Raw genomic sequence first — 18,049 nt, 5'->3', positions numbered from 1 at the left:
CGGCGTCAGCCCTCCGGGTAGCGCCGCGGCGTCCAGACCACCTCGTCGCCCTCGCCGCGCCGCACCGCCTGGGTCTGCGAGGAGCCGATCAGCAGGATGGTGCGCATGTCCACCTCCGCCGGGTCCAGCTCGGCCAGCCGCACCGTGCGCACCCGCTCGGTGGGGCCGCCGACGTCGCGCGCCATGACCACCGGGGTGTCCGGGGCGCGGTGCTCCAGCAGCAGGTCGCGGGCCGAAGCCACCTGCGTGGTGCGGGACTTGGAGCCCGGGTTGTAGAGCGCCAGGACCAGGTCGGCGCGCGCGGCGGCGGTCAGCCGCTCCGCCACCACCGACCACGGCTTGAGCCGGTCGGAGAGCGAGACCACGGCGTAGTCGTGGCCCAGCGGCGCGCCGGCCCGGGAGGCGGCGGCGTGCGCGGCCGTCATGCCCGGCACGATCCGCACCGGCACCCCGTGGTACCGCTCCTCGCAGGCCACCTCCAGCACGGCGGTGGCCATCGCGAAGACGCCCGGGTCGCCGGAGGAGACCACCACGACCCGCCGCCCGCGCCGGGCCAGCTCCAGGGCGAACTCGGCGCGCTCGGACTCCACCTTGTTGTCCGAGCCGTGCCGCAGCTGCCCGGGCCGCACCGGCACCCGGTCCAGGTAGGTGGTGTAGCCGACCAGGTCGGTGGCGGCGGTCAGCACGCCGCGCGCCTCGGCGGTCAGCCAGAGCGGGCCGGCGGGGCCGGTGCCGACCACCACCACCTCGCCGTGCTCGGGCTCCGGCTTGGGGTGGTTGAGCCGGCTGGGCAGCACCGCGACCGAGAAGTACGGCACGGTCTGCGGGTCCACCTCGGCCAGCACCGCGGTGCGCTCGCCGGCCATGGTGGCGCGCTCGACGTACCGCGCCTCGTCCAGCCGGCCGGCCCGCTCCAGGGCGCGGCGCACGGTCGGGAAGGTGCGGCCGAGCTTCATCACCACGGCGGAGTCGGTGGCGGCCAGCCGGGCCGTCAGCTCCTCCTCGGGCAGCGTGCCCGGAATGATCGTCAGCACCTCCTGGTCCTCGCAGAGCGGGGTGCCGAGCCGGGCGGCGGAGGCGCTGATCGAGGTGACGCCGGGGATCACCTCGGTCGGGTAGCGGTGCGCCAGGCGCTTGTGCATGTGCTGGTAGGAGCCGTAGAAGAACGGGTCGCCCTCGGCCAGCACGGCGACGCTGCGGCCGGCGTCCAGGTGGGCGGCCAGCCGGGCGGCGGCCTCCTCGTAGAACTCCTCCAGCGCGCCCCGGTAACCGCCGGGGTGGTCGGTGGTCTCCACGGTGATCGGGTAGACCAGCTTCTCCTCGATCTGCTCCCCCGTCAGGTGCGGGGCGGCGATCGAGCGGGCTATCGAGCGGCCGTGCCGGGCGCTGTGGTAGGCGATCACGTCGGCCTCGGCGATCGCCCGGGCCGCCCGCAGGGTGAGCAGTTCGGGGTCGCCGGGGCCCAGGCCCACGCCGTACAGGGTGCCGGGCTGCTGCTGGTCCGTCATTCGATCTCACTCGCGATCGCGTTCAGGGCGGCCGCGGCGATCGCGCTGCCGCCGCGCCGGCCGCGCACCACGAGGTGCTCCAGGCCGGCCGGGTGGTCGGCGAGCGCCTGCTTGGACTCGGCGGCGCCGATGAAGCCGACCGGCACACCGATCACGGCGGCCGGGCGCGGCGCGCCCGCCTCGATCATCTCCAGCAGCCGGAACAGCGAGGTCGGGGCGTTGCCGACGGCGACCACCGAGCCTTCGAGCTTGTCCCGCCAGAGCTCCATCGCGGCGGCGCTGCGGGTGGTGCCCAGCTCGGCGGCCAGGCCCGGCACCCGCGGGTCAGACAGGGTGCAGACCACCTCGTTGTCGGCGGGCAGCCGCTTGCGGGTGACGCCGCTGGCCACCATCGAGACGTCGCACAGGATCGGCGCGCCGGCCCGCAGCGCGGCCCGGGCGTCGGCCACCACGTTCGGGCTCCAGAGCAGGTCGGCGACCAGGTCGGTCATCCCGCAGGCGTGGATCATCCGCACCGCGACCTGGGCCACGTCGGCCGGCAGGGCAGCCAGGTCCGACTCGGCGCGGATGGTGGCAAAGGACTGGCGGTAGATCTCCGCGCCGTCCTTCTCGTACTCGATCACGTGGTCCTCCTGGCGGCGGCGACGGCCGCCGCCATCTGTTCGGTCGTCACTTCGGTGGAGCTGTCGATGGTGTAGCTGTGGACGCCGGTGGCCAGCACGTCCACCCAGGCGCCGGTGGGGTGGCCGCAGCGGCGCTCGCAGCCGGACCAGTGCACGGGGAGGCCGGTGCCCGTCGCCGTGTCCAGGGCAGCGGCCGCGTCCGCGCGCACGTCGGCGAGCGACTTGGCGCAGCCCGGCGCGCCGGTGCAGGCGGTGGCGCCCTCCCAGGGCGAGCCGGGGGCGGTGCGCAGGCCATGGGCGGCGAGGGCGGGGAGCACGGCGGGGTCGGCGTCGGGGAGGACGACGGTGCGCCAGGGGGTGACGCGCAGTTCGTCGGTGGCCGCGTGGGCGAGCGCGCGCCACTGCGCGGCGGTGCCCCGGCCGAACGGCAGGCCGATCACCAGCGCACCCTCGACCGGGCCGACCTGCGGCCTCCGACCGGACAGCGCGGGCAGCGGACGGAGCGTCAACCCGAGTCGGCCGGCCAGCAGCGTGCCGTCGGGGTCGGCCTCCCGGATCCGCCACGCACCGCTACCGAGCGCGAGGAACTCCTCGGCCGCCCGCAGCATCAGGCGCGCAGCGTCGGCGATCCCGACTTCCGCCGCAGCTTCAGCCCGGGCGATCCGCAGCAGCGCGGTGTCACCCGTCACGATCACCGTCAGGTCCGCATCCAGCGCGGCGACATCGCCGAGCCCGCCGTCCAGCGCGAACAGGAACCGCCCCGACAGCCCGCGCGCCGTCTCGCTCGCGCACAGCGCCTCGTCCAGCTCGCGCAACCATCCGCGCACCTCGGGCCCGCCCAGCGGGCTCGCCACGATGTTGCGCACCCGGTCGTGCGCCAGCGAGGGCAGCAGCCCAGCCGCGTGCAGCCGGTTGGCCAGCTCGGTCCCGGCGTCCGCCGCCAGGCCGCGCAGCTGGAGGTTGCCCCGCGAGGTGGCCTCCAACGCACCGTCACCCAGCTCCTCGGCCGCCGCCACCAGCGCCGTCAGCTGATCCACCGCCAGCACCCCGCCCGGCACCCGCACCCGGGCCAGCGCCCCGTCGTCCGCCTGGTGCAGCCGCAGCGCCCCGGGGCACGCGTCATCGCGCCCGCGCCCGGACACCGGTGCGCGGGCAGGCTCGACGGCGTCGGCTGAGGGTGGCATGGGCGCGAGCATACCCACGATCCGCCTGGGCGTATCCCCCGTGCCTGGCGTGATCATTGTCTCGACCCGGGGGGAGTCTCCCCGGCCCGTGCCCGTCGTCGTGAAACGGAGTGACCCGTCGTGGAGAACGTGACTCCCGAGCAGTCCGGAAGAGTCCTGTGGAGAGGGCGGCTCGGCAAGAAGGACGTGGAAGTCCGCGAGGTCGACGGCCGGTGCACCCTCCGGGCCGGCGACCGGTCCACCGTGCTGGACGACCGGTCGACGGTCCGGCACCGTCAGGGTCTGCTACGCAACCGCATCATCGTCGAGCGCCCCGGCGAGCCCGCGTTCGTCTACCGCTACCGGCTCCACTGGATGGCCCAGGTGTACTCACCCATGTTCGAGGGCAGCTACGACCGCTGGTCCGCCGAGGCCGACGATCCGGGCCTGGGACTGGTCGAGCTGCTCGGTGGCACGGACGACTGGACCTGAGCGCGCCGGGCGCGGGAGCGGCCGGGTCAGCCGCAGTGCACGTCGCTGTAGCCGGCGGCGCTGTGGTTGATCTCGCCGCTCCAGTTGATGCACTGGCCGGGGGCGTAGACGTACACCGGGCCCGCGTAGCTGGTGAAGTTGCCGGCGTTGGTGTACTGCTGGCCGCCGGTGAGGCCGACGGTCGCCCTCATCGAGTAGTAGGCGCCCGGGGTGTTGCGGACCGTCACCACGCAGTCGGTGGAGCCGTTGTACAGCAGGTAGACGCTGCCGCCCCAGACCGAGGCGCCCTGGAGGATCGAGTACCCCGGGCCGCAGGCCCCGTTGTAGGCGGCCGCCTGGGCGGTTCCCGGCAGGCCGACCAGGCCGGCGGTGGCGGCGGCGAGCACCGCCGCGCTGGTGATCGTCCGTCGGATCAGACGCTTCATGTCCGTGTGTCTCCCCCGTGTCGACCGAACTCCGGCGTCCCCGGAGTCGCCGTGCTCACACCGCCTGTCCAGAGCGGGTGGCCACGTCCAGGATGGCGCGCGGGCTGGCCCCGGTCTACCCATTGTCATGACGGTGCAGGAGGAAACCGGTGAGCCCCGCACCGGAACAGACGTAGGAGCCGGATGGGCGAGCCGCCCGGTACTCCGTGTTGGCCCTCATCCCAACCCCGCACGGAATGGCTACCGTTGTCCCATGACGGATCTGCGCCGCGTGCCGGTTGACGGGGTTCTCGAACGAGTCGAGAGCACCTTGGGAACGCGGCTCGACAGGGCAACAGTGATCCGCAAGCGCCGGTCCGTGGGCGCTCGTACCGGGCGCGACACCTGGGTGCGGATCGAGCGGCGCGGGTTGGATCGGATCGGTATGCAGGGCGGCGACGGCACGCCCTCGGCCGAGGCGCTGAGCGGAGTGGCGAAGCCCGCGTGGCTGGCCGGCATCGCTTGGCGGGACGAGGTCGAACCCGTGATGTGGCGGGCCGACGAGACGACGCTCCTGCCGTCCGCACCGGTGGGGTCGGCGGTCGTGACCGATGCGCCCCAGCTGCCGTACGGCTGGTGGGCTCAACTCAACGCCTCGCTGGACGCGCTCGCTCAGCACCGGACGAACCGGATCGCCACCCCTGACACGAAGACGATCACGCAGGAGCTGGCAGCGCGGACGATCCACCAGGTGTTCCCGCAGGTCGATGTGACGGTGAGCGAGTGGCACCCGGCGCACGCGGATCTCAACTGGGCGAACATGACGGCGCCCGAGTTCTGCGTCTTCGACTGGGAGGACTGGGGTATGGCCCCGCGCGGCCTCGACTCGGCCACGCTGTGGGCCGCTTCGCTCGCCGTGCCATCGCTGGCCGATCGTGTCCGCGCCGAGCGGAGCGCCGACTTCGCGAGCCGGGACGGCAAGGTGATGACGCTGTTCGTCGCGGCGAAGATCCTCGGGCCGCACGCACACCCCGAGGACCCTCGCCGCGTGGGAGCCCGCGCACTTGCGGAGCAGGTGGTGCAGGAGCTTCAGACCGACTGACTAAGGAGCAGCCGATACGCCCGGAGGACATCGGTGTCGAGGTCGTGATCCAGGCCGCCGCACAACTCCCGCAGGTGCTCCGCGTCATCGGTACCGACCGCCACCGCCGTAACGTCAGGCAGCGCGAAGGCCACTCGGAACGCTGCCTGTACCAGAGTGGCATCGGGCGCGGCCAGGAACATCCGGGCGTCAACCCTTCCCCATACAGGGTCGGTGGTGCTGCCGCCGAAGGGGCTCATCCCCCGGACCTCGGTGGGTCTCCATGTGGTCACGAGTGCTTCGGCTGCTTCGAGGACGCTGCTACTGACCAACAGTCCAGAGCGGACCATGAGGATGTCCGGGCGCGGCACGTCGAGTCCGACGAGCGGGCGCGGGTCCCAGGTAGCGATGCCCCAGGAACCGCACTGCCCCCGAGCCGCCGCATCAGCAAGTACCCCGCACGCCTGCAACAGAGCCTCGGTGTCCGGAGCGGAGTGCTCGGGGTTGTGCAGGAGGACGGTGTCCGGATCCCGGCCGAGGTCGGCCGCCGCCGTCTCGACGGCTTTCCGTAGCCGTGCTGGGTTGAGGCTGTGCCCGTCCCTGAAGTAGCCGACTTTGGTGGAGATCACGAACTTCGGGAGCAGGTCGCCGGCCATCTCGCTGAGGAGACGGTGGGACCGGTGGCGGTAGTAGTTGGAGGCGGTGTCGATCGTGGTGACGCCGAGGTCGAGCGCCCCTGTCAGGACGTCGCGGCGGTGACGAGACCGGTGTAGCCCGAGGACAACTCGTCGGTCAGCGGTGCGCACAGCTCCTCCTTGATCAGGATGTCGGCCACCTCGTGGACCTCGTCCCCGACGGTCGCCGCGGCCAGGTCGAGCGGGACCGGTCGGCCACTGAGGAGCAGTCGCAGGGCAGGCAGCGCCTTGGCGGCGAAGGTGAGCTGCTTCCCGGCCGCCCTGACGTCAACGGTGCTTGCGTCCTCGGTGATCCGGGGTGGGAAGTGGGTGGTGCACACCACGGCCTTGAGCCCGCCGAAGATGTCCAGGAACGGCACCTGTCGGCCGGGGGTGGTCTGCTGCTCGTGGGCGGTCAGGAAGTCTTCCGGACCGCGCAGGCCGACGAGCCGTGTGGCGGCTTCCACCAGGAGTGCGCTGTCGGCGCCGGCGCGGTTGAGGTCTCGGCGGAAGATCTCCTGCTCGCGGCACCAGTCGCCCAGCCAAGCCATCCAGGACGCGCCCGTGCGCTTGGTGATCCCGAAGGTGACGTGCAGGCTGTGGCCGGTACCGCTGCGGGTACGGGTGGCCTGGTGCCAGTGGCCGCGCGGGATGTGCATGACGTCGCCCGCGTGGAGCGTGCCGTTGAAGATCCCGGTCTCACTGGGGGTGCTGTTGGGGTCGGCGTCGCGGTACATGGGCGCGGTGCGAGAGGTGGCGCGGACCTCCCAGTCCTTCTCTCCCGAGAGCTGAACCACGATCACGTCGTGGTCGTCCCAGTGCAGCGGGAAGCCGGCGGCGGCGTTGGTGGTCAGGTAGGCATTCACTTGCACCCGCTCGCGTGCCCACCACTGCAAGGCGCGGCAGGTGACCTCCATCGTGGGATCGAAGACGTTGACCTGGTCCATGATCAGCGTCGCCCCCTGCCGGAGCAGATCGCCCAGGCGGTGCATGTTGACCATCGGGATGGACTGTCCGCGCGGGCTGACGGTGTCGGTGAAGTAGACGGCCGGGTGGACCTCCTCGCCGTTCTGGAAGGCCCGGAACTGCGGCCGGTTGAGGCTGCGCCGCATGGCGATGTCGAGGAGCCTGTTCGGGGTGAGGATGCGCGGCAGCAACGCGTCGTCCTCGATCCGGCCGAGCGCGAAGCCCGTGCCGATCGGTTCGGAGCCGTCCCAGCTCAGGGCCGTCTCGATGGCGGTGATCAAGCGGTGTTCCACTGCTACCTCCGTGCAGGGTGCTGGACGCGGGGCGGGAGCCCGCTCGGTAAGCAGCCCCCGCCCCTGGGATGGCCGGGTCCTACGCGACCTCGGTCAGGTTGCCGTCGCCACCGGGCCACGGCGCGTCGCCCGAGGAACCGGCGTTGTCGGAGCGCAGGCTGTCGTACCGGTCCTGGACGGCGCTCAACTCCTCGACCGCGACCAGCAGCCCGCTCTCCTCCGGCGCCGGCTTCTTCGTGCGGTTCTCCATGTGGTGCTCCTTCCGTCATCGCTTCCGCCCACCTCCGAGCGGAAGATCCGGGGTGAATCGCCCCTGTGCTTATGGCGCTTGGGGATAAAGCTGCAGACGGCACCGACCGTGGGGGACGAAGCGGTCGGCGCCGCCGATCCACCTGACCGAAATTCCCAACGTGGCCAGGTGGAGATCGGAGGGGGTTCAGAGGTACTGGGAGGCGTGGACGAGCACCGCGAGCCGCGCATCTCCCGTCACCAACTGGTCGGCCGCGCACTCGAACCACACGACCTTGCCCGTGCCGCGCGGGTGCCAGCCCCAGGAGTGCGAGAGTCCTTCGACCAGGGTCAGCCCGCGTCCGCCGGTGAGCAGGTCCTGGGCCGCCTCCCGGTCGGGCGGCCGCAGGCTGGAGTCCGCGACCTCCACCCGAAGGCGCTCGCCGGTCCAGCGCACCGTCACCCGGCAGCGGGACGCCGTGTGCTCCATGGCGTTGGCCACGAGCTCGCTGGTGCACAGCGCCACGTCGCGCAAAGCGTCCTCCGAGAGCGGGACCCGCCAGAACCGAGCGATCCCGACCACCAGGCGACGGGCCTCCGGAACGGCCGACGGGGTCGGTTCGACGTCCCACTCATGAGGCACCGGGAACGAAACCATGTCACTCATTGGCAGTCCCGGCCCTGTGGGTGGCGGACGTGGGCTTCTCGAACCACCCGGTTCCTCGGGGAGCGACGGGCACGACGGCAACGGTGACAGGCATACAACCTCCAGCCGAACTCTCGGACTGTGCAGCGAACCGCACACAAGAAGCATCGGACCGGAGCCAACTTCGGAGAATGCCCGCCGAGTGTTACCGCGACGGTAATAGTCTCTGAGAATAGGGACTTTGATACTCCGTAACCGGCTATGCTCCCAGCGAAGGCTGTGTCCGATGACGCACACCGGCCAGACCCGTGGCCCACTGCTGCCGGCTGAGCTGCTGGCACGTGAAGACTTCCGCCTGGCTCTGGCCGAGCACGACTTCGCAGCAGTCTTCGGCCTGATCAAGAAGTACGGCGGTTTGTCCCAGAACCGCATCGCGGCGGCGTGCCAGCTGACTCCGGGCAAGGTCTCCGTGATCATGTCCGACGGGTCGAAGCGGATCACTTCCTTCGAAGTGATCGCTCGCATCGCCGATGGGCTGGGCATTCCGGGCGGCCTTCTCGGTCTGGCGCCACGCTCATGGGAGAAGCACAGCGCGGAAGTGCCCGTCACGATGGCAGTAAGCCCAGCGGCCCTCGATTTCCCGTGGCAGTCAGAAGTGACGACCGCGCTGGCCACCGAACTCACTGGAACAGATCTCACCTTGGACAGACGCACAGCCGCCCGGCTACTCGCCGGAGCCGCCGTCACCGGGACTGCCCTCCTGGACCCGCTCGAAGGCTGGTTAGCCCCAGCGCTGACCGCTTCCGAGCGTCGGCGCCCAGGCCGCCTCGGAACTCACGACATCGGCCAACTCGAACACGCAGCCGCTGCCTTCCGCCGATGGGACCACCGCTTCGGCGGGGGCCTGCGAGCCAAGGCGGTGCTCGGCCAACTGAACGACACGGCCGCCATGCTCGAAGATCGGCAACGACCCGATATCGAGGGACGCCTCCATCGCGTCATGGCACAGCTCGCCGGTACCGCAGCAACCATGATGTGGGACAGCGGATACCAACGCCGGGCGCAGGACTACTACCGCCTGGCGCTCCGCTCGGCACATGCGGGTGGTGACCGCGCGTTCGGCGCCAACGTACTGGCCGGCATGGCACGTCAGATGCTCTACACCGATCGCCCTGGCGATGCGCTCGAACTCGTCCGACTCGCTCAGGAGGGCAGTCACGGACACGCCAGCCCGAGGGTTCGGGCCATGCTTCGAACCCGCGAGGCTTGGGCTTACGCAGCGACGGGGCGGGTTGCGGCGTTTCGGCGGGCAACCGAGCAGGCCCATGAAGAGCTTGCCTCGGCTGGTGCCGCCGAGGATGAACCACACTGGATCGCGTACTTCGACGAGGCCGAGATCTCCGGGGTCACCGGTGGACGGTTGCTGGACCTCGCCCGCACTGACCCGGGTTCGTACTCGAAGGTTGCCGCCGACCACATCCGGGCAGCGCTCACCGGGCGAGGAACCGAGGCAAGCCGATCTCATGCACTCGACAGGATCGGGCTTGCTGAGGCGCAGTTCCTCATGGGCGACGTATCGGGGGCCATCGAGGAGACCCGTCAGGCCGTGGCCGCTGCCGCACTCACCAAGTCCGACCGGGTTCGCACTCAACTCAGCGGCCTCTACCGGTACACCGTCCGGGAATCCACGAACCCGGCTGTCAAGGAAGCCCGCGATAGCATCCGCGAGCTACTGGCGAACTGACCCGAAGGGGATGCGGTATGACCGTGATCGCAGTGACCGGGCACATGGACCTCACCGAGGAAAGCGTCACCCTGGTCCGTGGAGCACTCGAAGTGCTGCTCGCCGACCACATCGAGCACGGCCTCACTGGTGTCTCGTGCATCGCGAAGGGCGCGGACTCGATCTTCGCCGACGTGGTGCTGTCGCTCGGCGGCCGACTGGTCGCTGTAGTCCCGTCAGCCGACTACCGGCAGGCCAAGGTGAAGCCCGCGTTCGCCGCCGAGTTCGACCGTCTTCGCCAAGCCGCTGCAGAGGTCGTCGTCATGCCGTTCGCAGAGGCAAACCGCGAGGCATACGAAGCCGCCAACACAGAGTTGCTGCGCCGTGCCGACCACCTGTTCGCCGTCTGGGACGGCAACCCTGGCAACGGGCGCGGGGGAACCGCCGACACCGTCGCGGCGGCGCGTGCAGCCCAGGTGCCCGTTACTGTCGTCTGGCCGGAAGGTGCGGTCCGAGCCGGCTGACGACCACCGAGGCCAGACCGACCCGCAGTCCAAGATCAGAGCACGGGCCGGTCCGTCGGGAGGCACTCGACCATGGCCAGGCGTGACTACGAGAACGACCCCGACGCACCGAAGCCCAACAGCCTCGTACCCGCCGCCTCGGTGGTCGCCGTCGACGATGAGCGCCGGACCTGGGGCCGCGGTGGTCAGCCGCAGTGGGTGTGCTGGACCTGGAAGAGGATGATGTCCCAGTCGGGCTCGGCGTCCCAGTTGAAGCACTGGCCGGGGGCGTAGGCGTAGTTGCCCGCGTCGGTGTGCGGCTGGCCGCCGCTGGCGCCGGCCTCCGGGTAGGAGTAGGTGCTCGGTGCGGTGAGGACGGCCGCGCTGGTGGCCGGCCGGTGGACGAGACGGTTCATCAGTTGCTCCCCCGAAGTACCCGAAGTAGTCGTCATGGTCACACCGCCTGTCACCGGCGGGTGGCCCCGTCTAGGATGTCGCGCGGGTGGGCTCCGGTCCACCGGTTGACATGACGGTGCAGGAGGAAACCGGTGAGGAACCGGTGCGGTCCCGCCACTGTGACCACGGCTCAGCAGCCGTGGGAGCCAGGAACTCCACTCCGTCAATTCCTCCTCCACCAGCCCGGGGCGCGGACCCCGAGGAAGGCCACCGCATGATCCTGCTGCTGTCCACCTCCGACACCGACCTGCTCTCGGCCCGCGCGTCCGACGGCCCGGTCGCCTACCGGCTCGGCAACCCGGCCCGGCTCTCGGCGGCCGACCTGCCCGAGCTGGTGGAGGGCACCGACCTGGTGGTGGTGCGACTGCTCGGTGGCCGGCGGGCCTGGCAGGAGGGGCTGGACGTGCTGCTGGCCGGGCCGCGCCCGGTGGTGGTGCTCAGCGGCGAACAGGCGCCGGACGCCCAGCTGATGGAGCTCTCGACGGTGCCGGCCGGCCTGGCCGCGGAGGCGCACGCCTACCTGGCGCACGGCGGGGCGGCCAACCTGGCCGAGCTGGGTGCCTTCCTCTCCGACACCGTGCTGCTCACCGGCCACGGCTTCGCGCCGCCCGCCTCCGCGCCCGACTGGGGTCCGCTGGAGCGGACCCCGGCGAACACCGACGGCCCGAGCGTCGCCGTCCTCTACTACCGCGCCCACCACATGAGCGGCAACACCGCGTTCGTCGAGGCGCTGTGCGGGGCGATCGAGCAGGCCGGCGGCCAGGCCCGGCCGTTCTTCTGCTCCTCGCTGCGCGGTGCGCCGGCCGAGCTGCTGGCCGAGCTGGGCGCGGCCGACGCGATCGTCACCACCGTGCTGGCGGCCGGCGGCACCCGGCCGGCCGACGCGCAGGCCGGCGGCGACGAGGAGGCCTGGGACGCCGGCGCGCTGGCCGCGCTGGACCGGCCGATCCTCCAGGCGCTCTGCCTGACCTGGTCGCGCGAGCAGTGGGAGGGCAGCGACGACGGGCTCTCCCCGCTGGACACCGCCACCCAGGTCGCGGTGCCGGAGTTCGACGGCCGGCTGATCACCGTGCCGTTCTCCTTCAAGGAGTTGGACGAGGACGGCCTGACCGTCTACGTGGCCGACGCCGAGCGGGCCGCCCGGGTGGCCGGCATCGCGGTGCGGCACGCCCGGCTGCGCCACGTGCCGCCGGCCGAGCGGCGCCTGGCCCTGGTGCTCTCCGCCTACCCGACCAAGCACGCCCGGGTGGGCAACGCGGTCGGCCTGGACACCCCGGCCAGCCTGGCCCGGCTGCTGCGCCGCCTCGGCGCGGAGGGCTGGGACCTGGGCGAGGGCTTCCCGGGCATGGAGCCCACCGAGGACGAGCACGAGGGCGACGCGCTGATCAAGGCGCTGATCGACGCGGGCGGCTACGACCAGGACTGGCTGACGGAGGATCAGCTGGCCCGCAACCCGGTGCGGATCCCGGCCGCCGACTACCGCCGCTGGTACGCCGGCCTGCCGGCCGGCCTGCGGGCCCGGGTCGAGGAGCACTGGGGCCCGGCGCCCGGCGAGCTCTACCTGGACCGCTCGCAGAACCCGGACGGCGACATCGTGCTGGCCGCCATGCGGGCCGGCAACCTGCTGGTGCTGGTGCAGCCGCCGCGCGGCTTCGGCGCCAACCCGGTGGCGATCTACCACGACCCGGACCTGCCGCCCTCGCACCACTACCTGGCCGCCTACCGCTGGATCGCGGCCGCCCAGTCCGACGGCGGCTTCGGCGCCGACGCGATCGTCCACCTCGGCAAGCACGGCAACCTGGAGTGGCTGCCCGGCAAGACCGCCGCGCTCTCGGCCGACTGCGGCCCGGACGCGGCGCTCGGCGACGTGCCGCTGATCTACCCGTTCCTGGTCAACGACCCGGGCGAGGGCACCCAGGCCAAGCGCCGGGCGCACGCCACGCTGGTCGACCACCTGGTGCCGCCGATGGCCCGGGCCGACTCCTACGGCGACATCGCCCGCCTTGAGCAACTGCTCGACGAGCACTCCAACATCGCCGCGATGGACCCGGCCAAGCTGCCGGCCATCCGCGCCCAGATCTGGACCCTGATCCAGGCCGCCAAGCTCGACCACGACCTGGGCCTGGACGAGCGTCCTGAGGACGACGGCTTCGACGACTTCCTGCTGCACGTCGACGGCTGGCTCTGCGAGGTGAAGGACGCCCAGATCCGGGACGGCCTGCACGTGCTGGGCAACGCCCCGGTCGGCGCCGAGCGGGTCAACCTGGTGCTGTCGATCCTGCGGGCCCGGCAGATCTGGGGCGGCGTCAGCGCGCTGCCCGGGCTGCGCGAGGCGCTCGGGCTGGACGAGGCGGCGCTCACCCTGGGCGCCACCGACGCGGCCGAGGCCAAGGCCCGCGAGCTGGTCGAGGCGATGGAGGCCGCCGACTGGGACGCCTCCAAGGTCGCCGAGGTGGCCGAGGGCCACCCGGCCGCAGTGGCCGAGGTGCTGGAGTTCGCCGCCCGCCAGGTGGTGCCCCGGCTGGCGTCCACCACCGACGAGCTGGACGCGGTGATCCACGCGCTCGGCGGCGGCTTCGTGCCGCCCGGGCCGTCCGGCTCGCCGCTGCGCGGGCTGGTCAACGTGCTGCCGACCGGGCGCAACTTCTACTCGGTGGACCCGAAGGCGGTGCCCAGCCGGCTCGCCTGGGAGACCGGGCAGGCGCTGGCCGCCTCGCTGGTCGAGCGCTACCAGGCGGACAACGACGGCGCGTTCCCGCCCTCGGTGGGCCTCTCGCTCTGGGGCACCTCGGCGATGCGCACGGCCGGCGACGACATCGCCGAGGCCTTCGCCCTGCTCGGCGTCCGCCCGGTCTGGGACGACGCCTCGCGCCGGGTGACCGGCCTGGAGGCCGTCCCGCTGGAGGAGTTGGGCCGCCCGCGGATCGACGTGACGCTGCGGATCTCCGGCTTCTTCCGGGACGCCTTCCCGCACGTGGTGGCGCTGCTGGACGACGCGGTGCGCCTGGCCGCAGCGCAGGAGGAGGCGGACGAGCAGAACTTCGTCCGCGCCCACGTGCAGGCCGACCTGGCCGAGCACGGCGACGAACGGCGGGCCACCGTGCGGGTCTTCGGCTCCCGCCCGGGCACCTACGGGGCGGGCCTGCTCCAGCTGATCGACAGCCGGGACTGGCGCACCGACGCCGACCTGGCCGAGGTCTACACCGTCTGGGGCGGCTACGCCTACGGGCGCGGCCTGGACGGGCGGCCGGCCCGCGAGGAGATGGAGACGGCGTACAAGCGGATCACGGTGGCGGCCAAGAACACCGACACCCGCGAGCACGACATCGCCGACTCGGACGACTACTTCCAGTACCACGGCGGCATGGTGGCCACCGTCCGGGCGCTGACCGGCTCGGCCCCGGCCGCCTACATCGGCGACTCCACCCGCCCCGAGACGGTGCGCACCCGCACCCTCACCGAGGAGGCCGCCCGGGTCTTCCGCGCCCGCGTGGTCAACCCGCGCTGGCTGGAGGCGATGCGCCGGCACGGCTACAAGGGCGCCTTCGAGATGGCCGCCACGGTGGACTACCTGTTCGGGTACGACGCCACCACCGGCGTGGTCGCCGACTGGATGTACGAGCGGCTCACCCAGGAGTACGTGCTCGACCCGGTGAACCGCGAGTTCCTCACCGGGGCCAACCCGTGGGCCCTGCACGGCATCAGCGAGCGCCTGCTGGAGGCGGCCGAGCGCGGCCTGTGGGCCGAGCCGGACCCGCAGCTGCTGGCCGAACTCCAGGCCGCCTTCCTGGAGTCGGAGGGCGACCTGGAGGGCGAGGACTGACCCGCCCCTTGCTGACGGGGCGTCAGACGGTGATCAGCGCGTAGCGCTCGTCGTCCACCTGGCGCCCCCACAGGGCCGGCTCGACCGTCAGGTCCTCGACCCGGGCCTCGAAGCCCAACTCCCGCACGGCTGCTGCCAGTTGCTCGGCGCCGACCCCGCCGCCCCAGGGCAGCGCCCCGGCACCCGGCACGTACGGCACGGGTTCGGCCGGCTGGCGCCAGCGGCCCTCGACCAGCACCAGGCGCCCGCCCGGGCGCAGCCGGCCGGCCCAGGCGCGCAGCGCGGCCAGCGGGTCGGGCAGCGTCCAGAGCAGGTGGCGGGCCAGCACCACGTCGAACTGCTCGCCCCCGGTGGGCGGTTCGGCCGCGTCGCCGACCAGGAAGGCGCCCGGCAGGCCCTCCCCGGCGAACTTCGCCCGGGCCAGCTCCACCATGGCGGGCGAGCAGTCCACACCGGTCACCCGGTGCCCGGCCGCTGCGGCGAGCAGTGCGAGCGAGCCCGTGCCGCAGCCCGCGTCGAGCACCCGCACCGGCTCGCCGGGCAGCCAGTCGGCGAGGCGGTCCGCCCAGGCGGTCCGGGCCTGCTCCTCGCGCAGCCCGTGATCCACCTCCTGGTCGAAGTCGGGGGCGGCGGCGGTCCAGTACGCGGCGATGGCGGTGCTCAGTTCGGTGGGCATTCGGCGATCATCTCAGCGACCACTGACAGTTCTCCGGCGCGTGACGGTGCCTCAGCGCGCCGGCGCGGCCACCGACACCAGCAGCTGACCGGTGCTCAGATCCCGCACCTCGAAGTGGTCCAGCGCGGCCGGGGCGAACCCGGTGCCGCCGGTCGTGTGCAGGACGGGCAGGGCGCCGTAGCCGCTCGCCGGGACGGCCCAGCTGGTGACCGTCTGGCGGGTGCCCTGGGTGGAGACGGCGACCAGGTCGCAGGTGCGCGGGCCGGACACGCCGCCGAGGGTGAGGGTCACCGTGCTGCCCCAGGCGGCGGGCGCCACCCCGACCGTGGCGTGCGCGCCGTCCGGGCCGGTGGCGGCGGCGGTCGCCACGGCCGCCGGCGCGCTGCTGCCCGCCGGCGTGTCCAGCACCGCCGCCGTGATCGCCGGCCCGCCCAGCACCAGCACCGCCGCGACCGCCGCCAGCCAGCGCCGCCGCACCTTCCGCCGGCGCCGAGCAGTGGCCACCTCGGCCAGCAGGCCGTCCAGCAGCCGGGGGCTCGGCTGCACCGGTTCGGCGCCGGCGGCCGCGTACTCGGCGAGCAGCGGCGCCAGCCCGCCGAGCTGCCCGACCTCGGCCCGGCAGCTCGGGCAGTCGGCCAGGTGGGCCTCGAAGGCGGCCCGGTCGGCCGGGTCCAGCAGGCCGAGGACGTACGCCCCGACCTCCAGGTGCGGCTCCCCCCGCTCCCCCTGCGAGTCCCGTTCTGCCGACGCGGTCACGACGTCACCCCTCGTTCCTCCAGCGCGAGTCGCAGCGAGCGCAGGGCGTAGAAGACCCGCGACTTCACGGTACCTTCCGGGACGCCCAGCACGGCCGCGGCCTCCGGGACCGAACGGCCCCGCAGGTAGGTCTCGACGATCACCTCGCGGTGCGGCTGGGTGAGCGCGCCGAGCGCGTCGGTGATCGCCATCATCCGCAGCGCCCGGTCCAGCTCGTCCTCGGCGGGCAGCAGTTCCAGCGGGCCGGGGTCGGTCTCCGGCGGGCGGGCCAGGCTGCGCCGGTGGTTGTCGATGACGATCCGCCGGGCCACCGTGACCAGCCACGGCCGCAGCGAGGCGTGCTGCTCCCCGGTCAGCTGGTCGGCGTGTCGCCAGGCCCGCAGCAGGGTCTCCTGCACCACGTCCTCGGCGCGCTGCCGGTCGCCGTCGACCAGGTGCATGACGAAGCCGAGCAGCGGGCCGGCGTGCTCCCGGTAGAGGGCGCGCATCAGCTCCTCGTCCGTGCCGGCCCCGGGGGCTTCGCGGCGTTCGTCGGTCACAAGGCCATCCTGGAGCACCACCGCGTCACCTCGACAACTCCTGATCACCCGTCAGCGCCCACCACTCGGCCATCAGTAGCCGCTGCTCGGCGGGGCGGTCGGCGAGGTGCTCGCCGCCATCGCCCGGCCGCCGGACGGGGTGGCGGCCCACCAGGTGCCGCCGATGCCCTGGCCGTTGGTCTGCCCGGCCTTGCTGTCGCCGGAGTAGCGGTAGAGCGGCCAGCCGTTCAGGGTGAGCTGCTTGCTGCCGTCGGCGCGGGTGATGGTGCCCAGGGTGCCGGACACGCCGCTGCCGCTGGGCTGGCCGGTGACGGTCGCGGCGGGCCAGGTGGCGGCGCAGCTGCCGGTGCAGTTCGAGGTGGGCGGGCTGTTGGTGTCACTGTCGAAGCGGTACAGCGTGAAGCCGTTGCCGTCGGTGACGATCTGGCCCAGCGTGCCGTTGCTCGCCACCTTGACGGTGGCGTTGCTCGGCTCGCTCGGCATCGGGGTGGCCGGCGCCGAGTTGGTCGGCGACGGGCTCGCGGGCGCGCTCGCGGTGCTGCCGCTCGACCCGCAGGCGGTGGCGAAGGCCAGGACCGCGGCTCCGGAGGCCGCCAGCAGTCCGGCCCGGCGGATGGTGGAGGACATGGTGCTTCTCCCGTCCATGGGTGCCGCTCCCCAGCGGCTCACCAGGGGGTACGCACCCGTGGGCGGCACCGTTCAACCGTCCGCCGCGCCTTTTTCCGCCCGGTTGCCCGGTTCAGCCCGTGATCGGGCCGATGGTGGCCGCGTGGATGCTCGGGCCGGTGCAGTGCTCGGTCTGCCAGGGCAGGAAGAGCGCGGTCCGCTGGTCCGGCGGGTAGACCTTCAGCCCGGTGGCCGGGGCCAGCGCGCACTGGCCGGGGTCGTAGCCGCTGACGCCGTTGGCGTCGTGGAAGGCGGCGTGCGCGGTGCCGCCGGGGGCCAGCGTCACGGTGCGGTACGGGTCGCCGGTGCGGGCGGCGGGGTTGCCGGACTGCCCGTTCGCCTGCGGGACGTAGGAGACGCCCGGGTAGCCGGTCAGCGAGCAGGTGTGCCCGGAGGTGTTGGTGAAGGTCAGCGTGGAGTAGTACTGCCCGGCGCCCACCGAGGGGTTGGTCTGCGCCACGGTGAGCTGGCTCGCGGTGCACTCGGCGGCGCTCGGCGCGGCGGTCGAGCCCCCCGTGCCGGACGAGCCCCCCGTGGTGGAGCCGACCGCCGAGGCGGTCGGGTTGCCGCCGCCCGTGGACGAGGACCCGCCGGTGGACGACCCGCCGGTGGACGACCCGCCCGTGGACGATCCACCCGTGGACGCGGACCCGCCGTCGGACGGCGCCCCACCGGTGGACGGCGCCCCGCCCCCCGTGGCGGCGGCGGAGGACGGCGGCTGGGCGGCCCGCCCGGGGGCGGGCGCGGCGGACGAGGAACAGGCGGTCAGAGCGAGGCCGCCCACCAACAGGGCGGCCGCGGCGGCGAGCTTCGGCGACATGCGGGGTCT

Annotated in this window: 19 protein-coding genes and 1 riboswitch; of the genes, 5 read left to right on the top strand and 14 right to left on the bottom strand. The window is 72.9% G+C overall.

Annotated elements, in window-relative coordinates:
• Positions 1-5: 5 nt before the first annotated feature.
• The 3 genes from FHX73_RS23060 to FHX73_RS23050 are packed head-to-tail and all read right to left on the bottom strand — an operon-like array spanning position 6 to position 3,315.
• A complete protein-coding gene (locus tag FHX73_RS23060; protein WP_145906817.1) occupies positions 6-1,508 on the bottom strand; it encodes a precorrin-2 C(20)-methyltransferase in 1,503 nt (500 codons plus the stop codon).
• On the bottom strand, positions 1,505-2,131 hold the full coding sequence (locus FHX73_RS23055) for a precorrin-8X methylmutase (RefSeq protein ID WP_145906816.1): 627 nt from the start codon (positions 2,129-2,131) through the stop codon (positions 1,505-1,507). Before FHX73_RS23055 ends, FHX73_RS23060 begins: the two co-directional genes overlap by 4 nt.
• Positions 2,128-3,315, bottom strand: coding sequence for a cobalamin biosynthesis protein CobG (locus FHX73_RS23050; RefSeq protein WP_246213668.1), 1,188 nt, complete (start codon positions 3,313-3,315; stop codon positions 2,128-2,130). Before FHX73_RS23050 ends, FHX73_RS23055 begins: the two co-directional genes overlap by 4 nt.
• Before the next feature lie 120 nt (positions 3,316-3,435).
• On the opposite strand from FHX73_RS23050, the gene FHX73_RS23045 reads away from it, so the two are divergent.
• The gene (locus FHX73_RS23045; protein ID WP_145906814.1) at positions 3,436-3,786 is read left to right on the top strand and encodes a hypothetical protein; all 351 of its coding nucleotides are present in this window, start codon (positions 3,436-3,438) and stop codon (positions 3,784-3,786) included.
• A 26-nt stretch (positions 3,787-3,812) separates the two neighbouring features.
• Here FHX73_RS23045 and FHX73_RS23040 read toward each other — a convergent pair whose 3' ends face one another.
• Positions 3,813-4,211, bottom strand: coding sequence for a spore-associated protein A (locus FHX73_RS23040; protein ID WP_145906813.1), 399 nt, complete (start codon positions 4,209-4,211; stop codon positions 3,813-3,815).
• Positions 4,212-4,464: 253 nt separating this feature from the next.
• On the opposite strand from FHX73_RS23040, the gene FHX73_RS23035 reads away from it, so the two are divergent.
• Positions 4,465-5,292 (top strand): hypothetical protein, encoded by an 828-nt coding sequence (locus FHX73_RS23035; RefSeq protein WP_211786241.1) that lies wholly within the window; start codon positions 4,465-4,467, stop codon positions 5,290-5,292.
• On the opposite strand, the gene FHX73_RS23030 is transcribed toward FHX73_RS23035, so the two are convergent.
• The 4 genes from FHX73_RS23030 to FHX73_RS23020 form a co-directional block, all read right to left on the bottom strand.
• Positions 5,280-6,077, bottom strand: a complete 798-nt coding sequence (locus FHX73_RS23030) for an aldo/keto reductase (protein WP_145906812.1) — start codon at positions 6,075-6,077, stop codon at positions 5,280-5,282. The two genes, FHX73_RS23035 and FHX73_RS23030, sit on opposite strands and share 13 nt — an antisense overlap.
• The gene (locus FHX73_RS23025) at positions 6,011-7,204 is read right to left on the bottom strand and encodes a JmjC domain-containing protein (RefSeq protein ID WP_145906811.1); all 1,194 of its coding nucleotides are present in this window, start codon (positions 7,202-7,204) and stop codon (positions 6,011-6,013) included. The genes FHX73_RS23030 and FHX73_RS23025 overlap by 67 nt, the downstream gene beginning before the upstream one ends.
• 79 nt (positions 7,205-7,283) lie before the next feature.
• Complete coding sequence (locus tag FHX73_RS44870; protein ID WP_170305007.1) at positions 7,284-7,454, bottom strand: hypothetical protein; 171 nt, start codon at positions 7,452-7,454, stop codon at positions 7,284-7,286.
• Positions 7,455-7,640: 186 nt separating this feature from the next.
• Positions 7,641-8,075, bottom strand: coding sequence for an ATP-binding protein (locus tag FHX73_RS23020; RefSeq protein WP_170305006.1), 435 nt, complete (start codon positions 8,073-8,075; stop codon positions 7,641-7,643).
• A 289-nt stretch (positions 8,076-8,364) separates the two neighbouring features.
• On the opposite strand from FHX73_RS23020, the gene FHX73_RS23015 reads away from it, so the two are divergent.
• Together FHX73_RS23015 and FHX73_RS23010 are read left to right on the top strand one after the other, a co-directional pair.
• Entirely contained in the window at positions 8,365-9,822 is a 1,458-nt protein-coding gene (locus FHX73_RS23015; RefSeq protein WP_145906809.1) for an NsdA family TPR-like regulatory protein, read from the top strand.
• Between the two features lie 17 nt (positions 9,823-9,839).
• A complete protein-coding gene (locus FHX73_RS23010; RefSeq protein ID WP_145906808.1) occupies positions 9,840-10,325 on the top strand; it encodes a hypothetical protein in 486 nt (161 codons plus the stop codon).
• 185 nt (positions 10,326-10,510) lie between these two features.
• Here FHX73_RS23010 and FHX73_RS23000 read toward each other — a convergent pair whose 3' ends face one another.
• On the bottom strand, positions 10,511-10,720 hold the full coding sequence (locus FHX73_RS23000; RefSeq protein ID WP_145906807.1) for a hypothetical protein: 210 nt from the start codon (positions 10,718-10,720) through the stop codon (positions 10,511-10,513).
• Positions 10,721-10,790: 70 nt separating this feature from the next.
• A riboswitch (cobalamin riboswitch) is annotated at positions 10,791-10,934 on the top strand.
• Between the two features lie 40 nt (positions 10,935-10,974).
• On the opposite strand from FHX73_RS23000, the gene cobN reads away from it, so the two are divergent.
• Positions 10,975-14,583, top strand: a complete 3,609-nt coding sequence (gene cobN, locus FHX73_RS22995) for a cobaltochelatase subunit CobN (protein ID WP_145906806.1) — start codon at positions 10,975-10,977, stop codon at positions 14,581-14,583.
• A 22-nt stretch (positions 14,584-14,605) separates the two neighbouring features.
• Here cobN and FHX73_RS22990 read toward each other — a convergent pair whose 3' ends face one another.
• The 5 genes from FHX73_RS22990 to FHX73_RS22970 form a co-directional block, all read right to left on the bottom strand.
• Positions 14,606-15,259 (bottom strand): class I SAM-dependent methyltransferase, encoded by a 654-nt coding sequence (locus FHX73_RS22990; RefSeq protein WP_145906805.1) that lies wholly within the window; start codon positions 15,257-15,259, stop codon positions 14,606-14,608.
• A gap of 51 nt (positions 15,260-15,310) precedes the next feature.
• A complete protein-coding gene (locus tag FHX73_RS22985) occupies positions 15,311-16,015 on the bottom strand; it encodes a zf-HC2 domain-containing protein (RefSeq protein ID WP_145906804.1) in 705 nt (234 codons plus the stop codon).
• The gene (locus tag FHX73_RS22980) at positions 16,012-16,554 is read right to left on the bottom strand and encodes a sigma-70 family RNA polymerase sigma factor (RefSeq protein ID WP_281292694.1); all 543 of its coding nucleotides are present in this window, start codon (positions 16,552-16,554) and stop codon (positions 16,012-16,014) included. Before FHX73_RS22980 ends, FHX73_RS22985 begins: the two co-directional genes overlap by 4 nt.
• 72 nt (positions 16,555-16,626) lie before the next feature.
• Positions 16,627-17,181 (bottom strand): COG4315 family predicted lipoprotein, encoded by a 555-nt coding sequence (locus FHX73_RS22975; protein WP_145906803.1) that lies wholly within the window; start codon positions 17,179-17,181, stop codon positions 16,627-16,629.
• A 112-nt stretch (positions 17,182-17,293) separates the two neighbouring features.
• Positions 17,294-18,040 carry a DUF4232 domain-containing protein gene (locus FHX73_RS22970; RefSeq protein WP_145906802.1) on the bottom strand — a complete coding sequence of 249 codons (747 nt, stop codon included), beginning with the start codon at positions 18,038-18,040 and terminating at the stop codon, positions 17,294-17,296.
• Positions 18,041-18,049: the final 9 nt, after the last annotated feature.

Origin of the sequence: Kitasatospora viridis (genome assembly GCF_007829815.1) — a bacterium.
Taxonomy (GTDB): Bacteria; Actinomycetota; Actinomycetes; order Streptomycetales; family Streptomycetaceae; genus Kitasatospora; species Kitasatospora viridis.
Note: the sequence above shows the minus strand (reverse complement) of the source record. Positions and strands in the feature narration are given on the sequence as shown.